Here is a 15,381-nt window from a genome sequence, read left to right on the forward strand (position 1 = left end):
AAGGAGGTGTTCCATGTTCAAGCCCCTGGCGCTGGTCGCTGCCGTACTCACTGCATTCAGCCTGAATGCCTTCGCCAAGACCGAGCTGACCGTGTACACGGCCCTCGAAGCCGAGCAGTTGAAGACCTATAAGCAGGCCTTTGAAAAGGCCAACCCCGACATCGAGATCAAGTGGGTGCGCGACTCCACGGGCATCATCACCGCCAAGCTGCTGGCCGAGAAAGCCCGCCCGCAGGCTGATGTGGTGTGGGGCCTGGCCGCCTCCAGCCTGGCGATCCTCGACCAGCAAGGCATGCTGGACAACTACGCACCGAAGGACCTGGACAAGATCGGCAAAAACTACCGTGACGCCGCCAACCCTCCGGCCTGGGTCGGCATGGACGTGTGGGCGGCAACCATTTGCTTCAACACCGTCGAAGCCGAAAAGCAGGGCCTGACCAAGCCGGTGAGCTGGCAGGACCTGACCAAGCCTGAGTACAAGGGCAAGATCGTCATGCCCAACCCGGCCTCGTCCGGCACCGGTTTCCTGGACGTCAGCGCCTGGTTGCAGACCTTTGGCGAGAAGCAAGGCTGGCAATACATGGACGACCTGCACCAGAACATCGGCCAGTACGTTCACTCCGGCTCCAAGCCGTGCAAGCTGGCGGCGTCGGGTGAATTCCCGATCGGGATCAGCTTCGAATACCCGGCCGTGCAGTTGAAACGCCAGGGCGCGCCGCTGGACATCATCCTGCCGAAAGAAGGCCTGGGCTGGGACATCGAAGCCACGGCGGTGATCAAGGGCACAGCCCACGCCGATGCGGCCAGAAAACTGGCTGACTTCTCTGCCAGCACAGCAGCCATGGACCTGTACAAGGACAACTTTGCCGTCCTCGCCCAACCCGGCATTGCCAAGCCGCAGACCGAATTGCCGGCCGACTATGAACAACGCCTGATCAAGAATGACTTTGCCTGGGCGTCGAAGAACCGCGATAGCATCCTGGCCGAGTGGCGCAAGCGCTATGACGGGAAGTCGGAGAAGGTGGCGGGCCAGTAAGGGTTTTCGTCAGGGCTGATGGCCTCATCGCAGGCAAGCCAGCTCCCACATTTGAAGGTATTCACACATCAACAAGTGGGAGCGGGCTTGCCCGCGATGGCGGCCTCGAATACAGGAAATCACGACATGACACACCACAGCGACCTACTGATCATCGGCGCCGGCATCCTCGGCCTGTCCCACGCCTTTGCCGCCGCCAAGCGCGGCCTCAAGGTCAAGGTGTTCGAACGCAGCGCCACGCCACTGGGCGCCTCGGTGCGCAACTTTGGCCAGGCGCTGGTCACCGGCCAACCGCCGGGGCCAATGCTCGACCTGGCCCGGGAAAGCCGTGTTATCTGGGGGCAATGGGCTGAGCGGGCGGGTCTGCAGCTCAAGCGTAACGGCTCTTACCTGTTTGCCCGCACCGAAGCGGAAGAACACTTGCTGGAAGCCTTCTGTGAGGGACGTGCACAAGAGCACGGCTACAACGTCGAACTGCTGCAAGGCGCCGCCATGAAGGATCTGTACGGCGGCCAGTTCCGTCATCACCGCGCCGCGTTGCATGGCAAGGACGATCAGCAGCTGTATTCGCGTGAAGCGATCCCGGCGCTGATCAGCTACCTGGCGCAAGAGCTGAACGTGGAGTTCTATTTCTCCACGCTGGTGCGCGACGTGGAGCCGGGCCAATTGCACAGCACGGCGGGCAGTTTTCGCGGCGAGCAGATCATCGTGTGCTCCGGCCACGACTACCAGACCCTGCTGGCCGAATCGATCGCCGAACTCAACCCGAGCATCTGCCGCCTGCAAATGTTGCGCGCCCGCCCGGTGGTGAACCTGAACCTGCAACACGCATTGCTCACCGGCTTGAGTTGCGTGCACTACGGTGCCTTCGCCGATCTGCCGGAAGCCGCGCCGGTGCAGGCGCAGATCCTGCGTGAAACGCCACACCTGCACGAGCACGGCATCCATCTGCTGATCAGCCCGACCCCCCATGGCGAACTGATCATCGGCGACTCCCATGACTACGGCAGCGACGCGTCGCCCTTCAATGCCGAGCAGATCGACGACTGGATGATCGCACTGGCCGAGCAAACTCTGGGCTGCAAGATCCAAGTGGTGGAGCGCTGGCAGGGCGTATACGGCTCGCGCGGACCGGGACCGTTCTCCTTCCTGAGGGCTGCTCCAGGCGTGAGTGCGGCGTTGATGCACACCGGCGTGGGCATGAGCGTGGGGCCGGCGATGGCTGAGCGAAATATCACCACCTTGTGGGGAGCGGCGTGATGAACCCGGAACAGGCGATTGCCGAGGTCTTCGGCTTATACGAAAAACACGGCACGGCGGACTACATCGGCGAGCAGGTGTCGCAGATCGAGCACATGTCCCAGGCGGCGCAATTGGCCATGGCCGAAGGCTTTGACGATGAAGTGGTGTTGGCGGCGTTTTTCCACGATATCGGCCACCTCTGCGGCCAGGGCGGCGAGAACATGGGCGGGTACGGCGTGGTCAGTCATGAGCGGCTGGGGGCGGATTACCTGCGCCGCGCGGGGTTCAGCGAACGCATGGCCCGGTTGGTGGAATACCACGTGCAGGCCAAGCGCTACCTGACCTTCAGCCAGCCGGACTACTACGCCCGCCTCAGTGAGGCCAGCCGCCGTACCCTGGCCTTTCAGGGCGGCGTGATGAGCCCCGAAGAAGCCCAGGCGTTCGAACAGGACCCGCTGTGCGCCGTGAGTTTGCGCATGCGTCATTGGGATGAACAGGCCAAGGAGATGCACGTGCCGGTACTTGACCTGCAGGTGCTCAAGGCGAAGGCTGCGCGGCTACTGGTTGCGTAGACAGGCCTTACACCGAACGCAGACTCGCCGTCTGGAGGCGGGGGCATCGCGTCATTAAGGTGTTTGCTTCTTACCTTAAGGAGCAACACGGATGCGTTACTTGAAAGCCACTGCGCAAGACATGAGTGGTAATGGCCGCGCCGATACGGTCATCCTGCATTTTTATGAGCATCAGGCAGGTTGCCCGGATGAACTGGTTCACGAGATCTTCGCGGTGGACATGAGTGCCGATGGCCGTGTCGATCTACAGTGGGCGGAGGATCTGAACCCTGTCAGCCGGCCATGTGTGCTGAATACAGAGCAGGTTGATAGTTTTGCCGACAGTTTCTTGAAACTGGGCTGGTTCAATCAGCGCAGCCATTGGCAGCGTACGTTGACAATGTACGTCGATCACTTCGGTAAAACCGGAACGCCCAACGCGATCAAGCTCGACTTCCATGAGCGCACGACGTCTGGGTGCAAGTCGTCGCTGGTTTACCAAGCGGTTGCTTATGACGGCAACAGTGACGGCGTGTTGGAGTCGTTCACCAATAGCGACATCGACCGCAATGGGGTAGCCGATAAAGCCGATAAAGAACTGATTCGCTCGCTATGTACGACTTTCCTGGCGTTTGGGTGGTTTGTGCAATAACTCGGTCAGGTCTCATCAAGCCGAGCGGCCAGGACTTCGACCTGCTCCTGGCGCTCAGTCTGGCTCAACTTGGCGTGAGGGTTGAGGGACGACCATTGCGGGTGGGCGCGGGCTTTGTGCAGCGCGTCCGGCAACTTGCCTTCGCGCCAGGTCTTGTCCTGAGGCGTATCGACCTTGATGCTGTGCATCGCCGCATGGCCGCGCAGGTTCAGGGCCTTGAGCAGCTGGCGCTGACGCAGGGCGAGCAGGCGCAAGACGCTGTCGTCCACGGTCAGCTCGCGCTGGCCTTTGATCTTGCCCAGCAGCCGGCTGCCATAGCTGCGGGCGGTCTGCAGGGCACCACCGGCAATCGCACCGGCAATGGCGGCGGCGCCGAGGGTCAGCCCACCGACCAGCAGATCCACGCCGGCCCCCGCCGCCGCGCCGGCGGCAATGCCCCCGCCAACGCGCACGCCGAGTTGCTTGAGGGTTTCGGGGTTGAACAAGTCATCACCCCAACGTCCGTCGAGCAAGGGCAAGTCACTGGCAGCGGCATCCTGCGGGCGGAAGCCGAACAGTTTGAGCAGCGCTTCCACGCATTTTTGTTCGCGTTGGCGCACGGCTTTGCGCAGGTCAGCGATGGCTTGCTGTTCATCCTCGGTAACCACACTGCGACGGCAGGCGGCGCAGTCGATCAGCAGCTCGGCGATCAGGCGCGCAGCGCTTTGCTGGCGGGCCTGGCGTTGGGCTTCCTGGTCAAGAATCAACCGCTCCAGCTGCGGACGGGCGTTTTCCAATAGCAGGGCGAGACTTTCATACAGGCGCCGCTCGCCGTCTTCCGGCGGCGCCACGCTGTCGAACCGCACCAGCGCATGCAGGCCAAGACGGGCCAGGGCTTCGCGCCAGTCCGGCTCGCGGTGGTCGCTGCTGCTGACAAAGTTGAGCACCGGCAGCAACGGCTTGCCGCAGCTGGCCAGTACTTGCAGCTCATCGCGATACTTGGCCAGCACCGGCTCGCGGGCATCGATCACATACAGGCCGGCGTCTGAGGCCAGCAGTTGGCGCAGCACCTTGGCTTCCTGTTCGAAACGCTGGCGGGCTTCGCTGCCTTCCAGGAAGCGCGCCAGGCGTGCCGGGCCGTCGAGGCGTTCGCCGGGGCGATCCAGGCGCTCCAGGTAATCGAGCAGGGCGATGGCGTCTTCAAGGCCGGGCGTGTCGTACAGCTCCAGCAAGGCTTCGCCATCCACCGATAGCCGCGCACCTTCGACATGCCGCGTGGTGCTGGGGCGATGGGAGACTTCGCCGAAACCCACGTCACGGGTGAGGGTGCGCAGCAGCGAGGTCTTGCCGACGTTGGTGTGGCCAACCACGGCGAGTTTCAGTGGCTTAGTCATGACCGGTCTCCAGCCAGTTCAACGGCGCGCAGTCGGCGAACGGCAGCTCAAGCTGTTGCAGCGCGGCGTGCCAGTCGCCCAGGCGCTCGGCGTCCAGGGCTTGGCCGGGCGGCGCTTGCAGCAGCCACACGCGGGTGGCAGTGGCGCTGCGCGCCAGTTCGGCGATCAGCGCCAGGCTGCCGCGATCCGGCGAGCGTCGTGGGTCGCAGGCGATGGCCAGGCGTGCGGGTGGGAAGCGCGAGAGTTGCTCCAGCAGTTTGTGGCGTGATTCGCGGCTGTCGAGGATGCCGGCGTTCTTCACGCTGGCCGGCAATTTGGGCGGCCAAGCGTGCTGGTCGTCCAGTTCGATGGCGACCAGCAGCGCGCCATCGCTTTCCAGTTCACTGACGCCGCCGCTGACGTGATGCAATTGTTCGGGCGCAGCGTCGTTGACCCCAAGGCGCTCACTGCTCGGCATCAGACGCTCGCGCAGTTGGCTGTAGCCGGGCAGGTTGAGGTCCAGGCGCAGCGCGGCGCGCCCACGCTTCCAGCGCCATAGGCACAGCAACGCGAGGATCAGGCGGGGCAGCAGGCCATAGACCAGCAGCACGCCGACCAGCCAGGCGGCCCAGGCTTGGCGGGCACTTTCGATATTCAGGGCGGCGTCGCCGCTGGCGCGGACCATCTCGACGGTCGGCACATTGAAGCCGAGCAGCGCAGGCAGGGCGCCGAGGGCCTGGGTGACGGCGACAAAGGTATCGGCACCGAGGATGGTGGTTTCCCACACAAAACCGTAGCGGCGGGTGGCAAGTAGCGTAAGAAGAATCACCAGGGCACTGAGCAACGCCAGCAGCCACAGGCCGTTGACCAGCACACCCACGGCCCAGCGATTGAGTTTTTGCCGTTGCAGCAGCAGTAACAGTGCGGGGGCCAGTTGGGCGGCCTTGGCGTCGCGGGCGAGCTTTTCGCTGAGCCACAACCACAGTCGGCCGAGGCTGGCGCTGTGTTCGCCGGCAAACAGCAGGCCCAGCGCCCAACTGATCAGCAGGATCAGGTTCAAGCCGAGCAGGCTGCCCAGGGCCCAGAACACATTCACCGGGGTCAAGCCGTTGCCCAGTGCAGCAAACGCTAGGCCTGCGCCGCTGATGACCGCGACGATTGCCAGCAGCACCAGCGCCAGGCGCGCGCCTTGCAGCCAGCGGGTGAGTGCGGCCGTGAGCCCATCGCGCTCGGCCAAGTGCAAGGCGCGCTGCTGGATGCGCGTCGGCAGGTCGCCACCGGCGGTGCGGGCCAGACGATTGGCTTCGAGGTCTTCCAGGGGGCCTGCATGTTCTTCGCGCAGGCGCACGGTTTCGGTCAGCCAGAGTTTTTGCAGGGGGTTCAGTGCAGTCACGCGCCGTCCTGTTGAGCAAGTGAGGTTGGAGCATAACCGCTGGCTCGCACCTCTGGTATTCTCGTCGCCATGAAAAAAACTCTCCCTTTAAGCCTGATCGCAGCCCTCGGTGAAAACCGCGTGATCGGCGTCGACAACAGCATGCCCTGGCATTTGCCGGGGGATTTCAAATATTTCAAGGCCACCACGCTTGGCAAGCCGATCATCATGGGGCGCAAGACCTGGGATTCCCTGGGCCGACCGTTGCCGGGGCGCTTGAACATCGTGGTTAGCCGTCAGACCGATCTGGCGCTTGAAGGTGCGGAAGTTTTTCCGTCACTGGAGGCGGCGGTAGAGCGCGCTGAAGCATGGGCCAAGGCGCAAGGCGTGGACGAGCTGATGCTGATCGGCGGTGCGCAACTGTATGCGCAGGGGCTGGAGCAGGCGGATCGCCTGTATTTGACGCGGGTGGCGTTGAGTCCGGAAGGGGATGCTTGGTTTCCGGAGTTTGATACGAAGCAGTGGAAGCTGGTGTCGAATGTCGAGAATGCGGCTGAGGGAGATAAGCCGGCGTATAACTTCGAGGTTTGGAAAAAGGCCTAGGAGCATCGCCGGCAAGCCGGCTCCTACAGTTGATTGCTTACCCTGTAGGAGCCGGCTTGCCGGCGATAGCGGTCTATCAAGCCTGCGCTAACTCCGCATGCTCATCCGCATTCAACAACGCCTTATCCGTCTGCCCCATGACCTGGCTGGTGATCGCGCCGGCCGTCATCGAGCCATTTACGTTCAGCGCCGTGCGGCCCATGTCGATCAGTGGCTCCACGGAAATCAGCAGCGCCACCAGTGACACCGGCAAGCCCATGGCCGGCAGCACGATCAGCGCGGCGAAGGTCGCACCGCCACCCACGCCGGCAACACCTGCCGAACTCAAGGTCACAATCGCCACCAAGGTCGCGATCCACAGCGGGTCCAGTGGGTTGATGCCCACGGTCGGCGCGACCATCACCGCCAACATTGCAGGGTAGAGACCGGCGCAGCCGTTCTGGCCGATGGTCGCGCCAAACGACGCGGCGAACCCGGCGATGGATTGCGGAATGCCCAGGCGACGGGTCTGCGCCTCAATGCTCAGCGGGATCGCCGCCGCACTGGAGCGGCTGGTGAAGGCAAAGGTCAGCACCGGCCACACCTTGCGGAAGAAACGCAGCGGGTTGATCCCGGCCAGGGACAGCAGCAGGCCGTGCACCACAAACATCAGGCCCAGGGCCAGGTACGAGACCACGACAAAACTGCCGAGCTTGATGATGTCTTGCAGGTTGGAACCGGCGACCACTTTGGTCATCAGCGCCAATACGCCGTACGGGGTCAGCTTCATCACTAGGCGCACCAGGCGCATCACCCAGGCTTGCAGGGTGTCGATGGCGTTGAGGACTTTCTGGCCTTTTTCCACGTCATCCTTGAGCAGTTGCAGCGCGGCAACCCCCAGGAAGGCGGCGAAAATCACCACGCTGATGATCGAGGTCGGCTTGGCCCGGGCCAGGTCGGCAAACGGGTTGGCCGGCACGAACGACAGCAGCAGTTGCGGGATATTCAGGTCGGCGACCTTGCCGGCGTAATCACTCTGGATCACCTGCAGGCGCGCCATTTCCTGGGTGCCGGCCACCAGGCCTTCGGCGGTGAGGCCGAACAGGTTGGTCAGGCCGATACCGATCAACGCCGCAATTGCGGTGGTGAACAGCAGCGTGCCGATGGTCAGGAAGCTGATCTTGCCCAGGGACGAGGCATTGTGCAGGCGCGCCACGGCGCTGAGGATCGAGGCGAACACCAACGGGATCACGATCATTTGCAGCAGTTGCACGTAGCCGTTGCCGACCAGGTCGAACCAGCCGATGGAGGCTTTGAGCACTGGGTTGCCGTCGCCGTAGATCGTGTGCAAGACAGTGCCAAACACCACGCCGAGTACGAGGGCAACCAGCACCTTCTTGGCGAGGCTCCAATGTGTGCGACGAGTTTGTGCCAGGCCCAGCAGCAGGGCCACGAACACCAGTAGGTTGAGAATCAGGGGCAGATTCATTGAAGCTCCGTTGAGAAGGCAGCCAATCGCGAGAGCCTGCGATTGCGAACCGGAAAGCCTAACAGCTTGAAATATATTGATTTAATACCGATATGGAATGGTGACTGTCGTTTTTGGAATAAGCATCTGGCGCGTATGCACATGCCTTTGGCGCGATCACGACGCAAGCGGTCGCGCCCGGGCGGTAACTGTCACAGGGATTTGTTAGCGTCGATGTTTTTAACTCAGGGAGAAAACGCATATGAAGCTCGCTTCTAGATTGTTTGCCGCCGCGCTGTGTCTGGGCCTTGCCGGACAAACCATGGCCGCCACCGAGTTGAAACACTGGCCGGCACCGGCCGCCGAGCAACTGAACAAAATGATCGCCGCCAACGCCAACAAGGGTAATTACGCGGTGTTCGACATGGACAACACCAGCTACCGCTACGACCTCGAAGAATCCCTGCTGCCCTACATGGAAAACAAGGGCCTGATCACCCGCGACAGCCTTGATCCGTCGCTCAAGCTTATGCCGTTCAAAGACACCGCTGACCATAAGGAAAGTCTGTTCAGTTACTACTATCGCCTCTGCGAAGTGGACGACATGGTCTGCTACCCGTGGGTTGCCCAGGTGTTCTCCGGTTTCACCCTCAAGGAACTCAAAGTGCAGGTCGATGAGCTGATGGCCTCCGGCAAGCCCGTGCCGGTCAGCTATTTTGAAGGCGACGTGGTGAAGCAGTCTGAGGTGCAGCCGCCGAAAGTCTTCACCGGACAGGCCGAGCTGTACAACAAGCTGATGGAAAACGGCATCGAGGTGTATGTGATGACCGCCGCTTCGGAAGAGCTGGTGCGCATGGTCGCCGCCGATCCGAAGTACGGCTACAACGTCAAACCCGAGAACGTCATCGGCGTAAGCACCTTGCTCAAGGACCGCAAGACCGGCGAGCTGACCACCGCGCGCAAGCAGATCAGCGCCGGCAAATATGACGAGAAGGCCAACCTCGGCCTGGAGCTGACCCCGTACCTGTGGACCCCGGCCACCTGGATGGCGGGCAAGCACGCAGCCATCCTCACTTACATCGACGAATGGAAAAAACCGGTGATCGTCGGCGGCGACACACCGACTAGCGATGGCTACATGCTGTTCCACGATGTGGACGTGGCCAAGGGCGGCATCCACCTGTGGATCAACCGCAAAGATAAATACATGACCCAACTGAACGGCATGATCGCCAAGCATGCGGCGGCGCAGGCCAAGGAAGGGTTGCCAGTGACGGCGGACAAGAACTGGGTGATCGTCAAGCCTGACGAAATCCAGTAACCCGACGCAACTGTGTAGGAGCCCGGCTTGCCGGCGATGGCGTCAGTGAGATCAATGCAAGACTCAAGGCCGTCATCGCCGGCGAGCCGGCTCCTACAGAGGTCGGCAAAAATAGATATCAATTGCGAACCAATCTCATCGTCTGCTAGCGTGCGCACTTCCTGAACCCTCCGTTCTTCTCAAGGTAGTGCTGTGCCCTCCTGGAATTCGCAGATCGCGCGCCTGTTCGCGGAGCAGAAGAAAGCCCTCGAAGCCTTCGTCACCCGCCGCACCGGCAGCGCCCAGGTGGCCGCCGACCTGACCCAGGAGTCGTTCCTGCGCCTGGCGCGGCTGGACTCCGGCGAGAAGATCGACAACCTCCCGGCCTTCCTCTTTACCATCGCCAGCAACCTGGTGCGCGATCACCAGCGCCAGGCCATCCGCCGCGAGCGTCTGGATGCCGGCGAGCCCAGCGAAGAGCTGCCGTGTGGCAACCCAGGTGCTGACGAGCAACTGGCCGCCTACCAGCAGGAGCAACTCATGCAGGACGCTATCCTGTCGCTGCCCGAAGCGACTCGGCAGATCTTCCTGCTTTATCATGTCGACGAACTTTCCTACCGCGAGATTGGCGATCGCCTGTCGATCAGCCCGCGCAGCGTGGAATACCAACTGCGTCGCGCCTTGATTGAATGCCGCGCCTACATCAAGACGCGGCTCGCCTGCGACACTCAAGGACGTCGGTCATGACTGCTTTACCCACTGGCGACGCGTTGTTCGAAGAAGCGTCCGCCTGGTACTTCCGCCTGCAGGCCGAGGACGTGACACCTGCCGAATTGGACGCTTTCGCCGCCTGGCTGGGGCAGGGCCAGGCCCAGGACGATGCCTGGCAGGAAGTGCAGGCGATGCTGGGTGGTTTGCGAGAACCGGCCCGGGTCATCCGCCGCGCCGAGCAGGCCGCCTGGCGCAAGCCCGCGCGACGTTGGGCCTGCGCCGCCGCGGTGCTGCTGGCGGTGGGGTTGACCGTGCAGAACACGCCTTGGCTCGACCGCCTGCGCGCGGACTACGCCACGGGCACCGGCGAATCGCGCACCGTCGAATTGGCCGACGGCTCACAGTTGCAACTCAATACTGACAGCGCCGTGCAAGTGCGCATAAGCGGCGGTGAGCGTCAGATTCGTCTATTGCGCGGTGAAGGTTTTTTCAACGTGACCAAAGATCCGGCGCGACCCTTCGTGGTGCAGTCCGGGGATGGCTGGGTCAAGGTAGTCGGCACCCAATTCAGCGTCGCGCGGCGTGATGCGCAGACACGGGTGCAGGTGGCGCAGGGCAAGGTACAGGTCAGTGCGGGCAGTGGTGAGCCGGTGTACCTGGAGCCGGGGCGGGCGGTGGAGTATCAGGCGCAGAGGCTGGCCGATGTCCACGGTTTTGATCCGGCCAGCGGCTTTGCCTGGCGCCAACGGCAACTGGTGTTTCGCCAGCAACCGCTGTCGGAAGTGGTCAGCGAGTTGAACCGCTACTGGCCTGGCAAGACCCTGGTGCTGGGCGAGGCGTTGCGCAATCGCGTGGTGTCCGGCGTGTTCGAGATCGACAAACCCGACGCCGTGATCAAGGCGTTGGAATACACCCTCAACCTGCACGCCGAGCATTACACCCCGTATTTACTGGTGCTGCGCGAAGGCAAAGCGTCCTGACTGCAACTTTCTCAAAATAGTTTCAGGGTTTCTCCGCAAGCCATCGTCCTTGATCACTGAGGCGTAAATAGTAAGCACTCTCAAGTAGTGCGGCGCCGATCACAGACTTTTTGCACCGGGGAGCACCATCCATGGCACACCGATTCGCCGCACGGCCCTTGCTGGCACTGGCCATTTCCATGGCCTGCGGCACCGCACCGCTGTACTTGCAGGCCGCCGAGACCACTCAGGCACAGACCTACCGTTTTGATATTCCAGGGCAGAGCCTGGACGGTGCGCTGGCGGCGTTTTCGGCGGTGACGCGGGTGCAGGTGTTGGTGAGTGGTGAATTGACCCAAGGGGTGGTGTCGCCGGGGGTGAGTGGCAATCTGGGCCAACGTGAAGCCTTGGGGCAACTGCTCGGCGGCACTGGGCTGAGCGCGGCGTTTATCAACGCCGATACCGTCACCCTGGAAAAACGCGTGGACACCGGTGGCGCTCTCGAAGTCGGTGCCACCACCATCAGCGCTGAACGCTTGGGGGCGACCACCGAAGGCACTGGCTCCTACACCACCGGTGCCGTGACCCTCGGCAAAGGCGAGCAAAAGCTCAAGGACATCCCGCAATCGGTCAGCGTCATGACCCGCAAGCAGATGGACGACCAGAACACCACCAAGTTGTCCGAAGTGGTCAAGCGCACCCCCGGCCTGACGGCGACCAAGTCCCCTGGCCCTGGCATGTTTATCTTCTCCCGTGGTTTTGAGGTCGGCACCCTGCAATACGACGGCGTCGGCATCCCGCGCAACACCTACGCGCTGGGCAGCTACCTCACCGAAAACATGGCGATCTATGATCGCGTGGAAACCCTGCGTGGGCCGGCCGCCTTGCTGCAGGGCGCGAACAGCCCCGGCGGCACGATGAACCTGGTGCGCAAGCGCGGGCAACAGGCGCCGACCGTCACCGTCACGGCCAAGGCCGGTTCCTGGGACCACTACGGCACGCAAGTGGACGCGGGTGGCCCGCTCAATACCGAAGGCACCTTGCGCGGCCGTTTTGTGGCGGACTACGACACGACCGATTCTTTTGTCGATTACGCCGGCGGCTGGAACCAGACGGTCTATGCCGCGGTGGACTACGACTTCACACCAGACACCACCGTCGGCGTGGGCATCAGCAACCAGAAGGGGCACTCGCGGCCCAACTTCATGTCGCTGCCCCGGTACGCCAACGGCAGCGATATCGGCCTGTCGCGCTCGACCTTTGTCGGCGCCAGTTGGAACCGCAACGTCAATAACCAGACCCAGGTGTTTGCCGATATCGAGCATCGCTTCAACGATGACTGGAAAGTGAAGGCCGCTCTGGTGGCCATGGATGAACACAACGACGCGACCTACCAGGCCACGTGGGACACCATCCCCAATCCCGGTGACACCGGCACCGTGCGCTACGTGGACTGGGTCACTGACTTCAATACCAAGAGTCGCGGTGTGGACGTGTATGTCGACGGCAAGTTCGAAGGCCTGGGGTTGCGGCAGGAGATGGTGCTGGGCGCCAACTATTCCAAACTCACCACGGATGATTTCTGGGCGCGCGCGGCGACGCCGGGGGCGGATATCTTCAACATCGACCACAACCGTCCGCAGCGCGACAGGAACCAGTTGTTCCAGGCAGGGAATGCGACGAAGAGCTGGTATGACATTCGCCAGAAGGGGATTTATGGCACCTGGCGCGTCCAAGTACTGGACCCGCTGACGTTGATCCTCGGTGCGCGCACCAGTTGGTATGACTATTCCTATCAGGACGAGAGCGGTGCCAGGGGGATGTACGGCGAGCCGACCAGCAGCACCACGCAAAGCAATGGTCACGTCACGCCCTACGCTGGCCTGGTTTATGCGCTCAACGAGCAATGGTCGGCCTATGCCAGCTATACCGACGCCTTTGAGCCCCAAACCAACCTGACCACCTCATTGACCGTGCTCAAGCCCATTGAGGGCCAGAACTACGAGCTGGGCCTGAAAGGCGAACTGGCGGATGGCCGCCTCAATACGTCGTTCGCGGTCTTCCGCTATGACCAGGAAAACCGTGCGGCTCAAGATCTGCAAGGCGGCAAGGTTTGTGGCGGCTGGTACTGCTCGCTCGCGTCCGGCAAGGTTCGCAGCCAGGGCTTCGAGGCCACCTTGAGCGGTGAGGTGCTGCCGGGCCTGCAACTGGTTTCCAGCTACACCTACAACACCACCAAATTCATCAAGGACGACACCTACGAAGGCAAGATCTTCAGCACCTGGACGCCCAAGCACCTGCTCAAGGTCTGGGGTGACTACCAGTTGCCGGGGGACTGGAGCAACGTCAGTGTCGGCGCCGGCGTGACCGCGCAAAGCAGCACCGTCGCCTATGACCGCACATTCAGCGTGCCCGGCAATGCCCTCTGGGATTCGCGGGTGGCCTACAAGATCAACCAGGAATTCACCGTCGCGGCGAACCTGAACAATATGTTCGACAAGAAGTACTACATCCCGGCTTACAACGCGAACTGGGGCAGCAACTACTATGGCGACCCGCGCAATGTGATGTTCACCATGACCTACACGCCGCAGTTCTGAGTGCAACCGGAATAAAAATGCCCCGCACGTGGCGGGGCATTTTCATAGGCTCAAACAAGCCACGCTATCGCGCGTCACTTCACCGATTTCAGATGCCAGTTCCATTGCGCAACCAACGCGTTCTCACGCAATTTGATGAACAGCCCATAGTCGCTCAGATAGGCTGCCTGATAAGTCCAACCTTTCATCTGAACGCAGTCGAGTACCTGAGCTTGCCCCTTCAGGTCCGGGGTCAGGGTGGCAGCCGGGATTTCCCGAGCGACCTTGCAGGTCACGGTTCTTGGTTCACTGGTCTCTGACGAAGGACTGCCATCGGGGTTGATGGATTTTGACCATGTCTGGGTGTAGCTCAACTCACTGGCGAGGGGCAAGTTACGCCAATCGCCTTGAAAGCTCAGGCCAACCAAGAGACGGGTCTTCACCTTGTCACTGCCGGTTTTGCGGTCGAGACCTTGGCTGTCCAGATCAAACAGGCCTTGGAAGGTCAGCTCCTGGTTAAAGCCGAGTGCCGAGTCGCGCGTTTGTACCAGTGTCTGGCCGGATGCGTTGTCGACACTGATAAATGCCTGTTTGGTCTGGTCGCCCACTCGGGTGTTGTTGAAGAGCACGGCGTCATAGTCATACGTCAGCTCGCTCAGGGTGCGGGTTGGCGCAGGCAGGCCGAGCGCTCGGATGGCCGCCAGCACGGCCGGGTTGGCATTGGTTGCGCTGGCAACGGGTGGCAATGGCTGGCGCGCCTTGAAAGCGGGTAAATGGGTCAGCTCCACCGGCGCCTGGCACAGAGCCTTGAAGAGCTGGGCATGTTCGACGGAAGCTTGATCCAAGGCTTGCGGCTTGAATTGTCGACGGATTTCGCCGTTGATCATCTGGCGCGTTTCATCAAGGTTGAACTGGCTCATCAACGTGATGGTGCGTCGTGTGCAATCCAGCGTCAGCCGCTCCTGCCGTTGAGTAAACAACGATGCGTTCTTGGCGACCTGATAGTGCAGGTAATCCTGTGCGACCCAGGCGGATATCTGACTGCTTTGCTGCTGCACGCTGTTACGGTCGATCAGCAGCCAGCCCTGATCGGCAGAGGTTTGCAGCATCCGCCAGTCGGGGACGGGGCGTGCCTTGCATACGCTCTGCAATTGAGCGCTTTGCTGCAGTTGTTGGGCCTGTACCGTCGGCAGGTCGACGCCTGTTGCCGGTGAGGGAGTAAATGCCCGCAGGCCCGAGCGCGTGGGGTAGAACATCCTTCCAGGGCCTTGTGTGCAATAGGCGTCGAACTGCACAGAGATCGGGTTTTGCTGCAAATCGACGGAGTACGCGACCCTGTCGCCGTTGCGCAGGATGGTGTGGTCGAGCGCCGGCAGTGTCATGGCTTCGTTGAAGAGTGCCAGGCCTGGGTCCACCTGAGGCTTTTGCAGCGAGCTGCAACCGGCCAACGCCAATAGGGAAAGCGCCCATGCAGCCGGGTGTAGAGCGGTAGAGCGGGCATCCATGCGGGTAAGTTCCTTGAGAATACAGTTGCGCCTGTTATCGGCCGGCGTATGAAAAACTACAGCGTCAGAACG

Annotated in this window: 13 protein-coding genes; 9 read left to right on the forward strand and 4 right to left on the reverse strand. The window is 61.9% G+C overall.

Annotation, left to right across the window (positions count from 1 at the left end; genetic code table 11):
* Positions 1 to 13 precede the first annotated feature (13 nt).
* From CWC48_RS12240 to CWC48_RS12255, 4 genes are all read left to right on the forward strand, one after another.
* The gene (locus tag CWC48_RS12240) at positions 14 to 1,036 is read left to right on the forward strand and encodes a putative 2-aminoethylphosphonate ABC transporter substrate-binding protein (RefSeq protein WP_078050595.1); all 1,023 of its coding nucleotides are present in this window, start codon (positions 14 to 16) and stop codon (positions 1,034 to 1,036) included.
* Positions 1,037 to 1,162: 126 nt separating this feature from the next.
* Positions 1,163 to 2,296 (forward strand): TIGR03364 family FAD-dependent oxidoreductase, encoded by a 1,134-nt coding sequence (locus CWC48_RS12245; RefSeq protein WP_100491932.1) that lies wholly within the window; start codon positions 1,163 to 1,165, stop codon positions 2,294 to 2,296.
* Positions 2,296 to 2,850 carry a phosphonate degradation HD-domain oxygenase gene (locus CWC48_RS12250; protein ID WP_100491933.1) on the forward strand — a complete coding sequence of 185 codons (555 nt, stop codon included), beginning with the start codon at positions 2,296 to 2,298 and terminating at the stop codon, positions 2,848 to 2,850. The genes CWC48_RS12245 and CWC48_RS12250 overlap by 1 nt, the downstream gene beginning before the upstream one ends.
* Before the next feature lie 91 nt (positions 2,851 to 2,941).
* The gene (locus tag CWC48_RS12255) at positions 2,942 to 3,481 is read left to right on the forward strand and encodes a hypothetical protein (protein WP_100491934.1); all 540 of its coding nucleotides are present in this window, start codon (positions 2,942 to 2,944) and stop codon (positions 3,479 to 3,481) included.
* 5 nt (positions 3,482 to 3,486) lie between these two features.
* Here the strand turns inward: CWC48_RS12255 and CWC48_RS12260 are convergent, their stop codons facing one another.
* Both CWC48_RS12260 and CWC48_RS12265 read right to left on the reverse strand, forming a co-directional pair.
* Positions 3,487 to 4,854 (reverse strand): DUF3482 domain-containing protein, encoded by a 1,368-nt coding sequence (locus tag CWC48_RS12260; protein WP_100491935.1) that lies wholly within the window; start codon positions 4,852 to 4,854, stop codon positions 3,487 to 3,489.
* A complete protein-coding gene (locus CWC48_RS12265; RefSeq protein WP_100491936.1) occupies positions 4,847 to 6,226 on the reverse strand; it encodes a DUF2868 domain-containing protein in 1,380 nt (459 codons plus the stop codon). Before CWC48_RS12265 ends, CWC48_RS12260 begins: the two co-directional genes overlap by 8 nt.
* Before the next feature lie 69 nt (positions 6,227 to 6,295).
* Between CWC48_RS12265 and CWC48_RS12270 the strand changes: the two genes are divergently transcribed.
* The gene (locus CWC48_RS12270) at positions 6,296 to 6,808 is read left to right on the forward strand and encodes a dihydrofolate reductase (protein ID WP_100491937.1); all 513 of its coding nucleotides are present in this window, start codon (positions 6,296 to 6,298) and stop codon (positions 6,806 to 6,808) included.
* Positions 6,809 to 6,884: 76 nt separating this feature from the next.
* Here the strand turns inward: CWC48_RS12270 and CWC48_RS12275 are convergent, their stop codons facing one another.
* On the reverse strand, positions 6,885 to 8,276 hold the full coding sequence (locus tag CWC48_RS12275; protein ID WP_078050588.1) for an L-cystine transporter: 1,392 nt from the start codon (positions 8,274 to 8,276) through the stop codon (positions 6,885 to 6,887).
* A 241-nt stretch (positions 8,277 to 8,517) separates the two neighbouring features.
* On the opposite strand from CWC48_RS12275, the gene CWC48_RS12280 reads away from it, so the two are divergent.
* The 4 genes from CWC48_RS12280 (at position 8,518) to CWC48_RS12295 (ending at position 13,825) form a co-directional block, all read left to right on the forward strand.
* On the forward strand, positions 8,518 to 9,576 hold the full coding sequence (locus CWC48_RS12280; protein WP_099493137.1) for a phosphorylcholine phosphatase: 1,059 nt from the start codon (positions 8,518 to 8,520) through the stop codon (positions 9,574 to 9,576).
* A gap of 192 nt (positions 9,577 to 9,768) precedes the next feature.
* Complete coding sequence (locus tag CWC48_RS12285; protein WP_078050586.1) at positions 9,769 to 10,302, forward strand: RNA polymerase sigma factor; 534 nt, start codon at positions 9,769 to 9,771, stop codon at positions 10,300 to 10,302.
* Positions 10,299 to 11,246, forward strand: coding sequence for a FecR family protein (locus CWC48_RS12290; RefSeq protein ID WP_099493136.1), 948 nt, complete (start codon positions 10,299 to 10,301; stop codon positions 11,244 to 11,246). Before CWC48_RS12285 ends, CWC48_RS12290 begins: the two co-directional genes overlap by 4 nt.
* Before the next feature lie 131 nt (positions 11,247 to 11,377).
* The gene (locus tag CWC48_RS12295) at positions 11,378 to 13,825 is read left to right on the forward strand and encodes a TonB-dependent siderophore receptor (RefSeq protein WP_100491938.1); all 2,448 of its coding nucleotides are present in this window, start codon (positions 11,378 to 11,380) and stop codon (positions 13,823 to 13,825) included.
* A gap of 74 nt (positions 13,826 to 13,899) precedes the next feature.
* Here the strand turns inward: CWC48_RS12295 and CWC48_RS12300 are convergent, their stop codons facing one another.
* Positions 13,900 to 15,309, reverse strand: a complete 1,410-nt coding sequence (locus CWC48_RS12300; protein WP_078050583.1) for a surface-adhesin E family protein — start codon at positions 15,307 to 15,309, stop codon at positions 13,900 to 13,902.
* Between the last annotated feature and the right edge of the window lie 72 nt (positions 15,310 to 15,381).

This window comes from Pseudomonas sp. S10E 269, from assembly GCF_002798465.1.
In the GTDB taxonomy this organism is placed as follows: domain Bacteria; phylum Pseudomonadota; class Gammaproteobacteria; order Pseudomonadales; family Pseudomonadaceae; genus Aquipseudomonas; species Aquipseudomonas pergaminensis.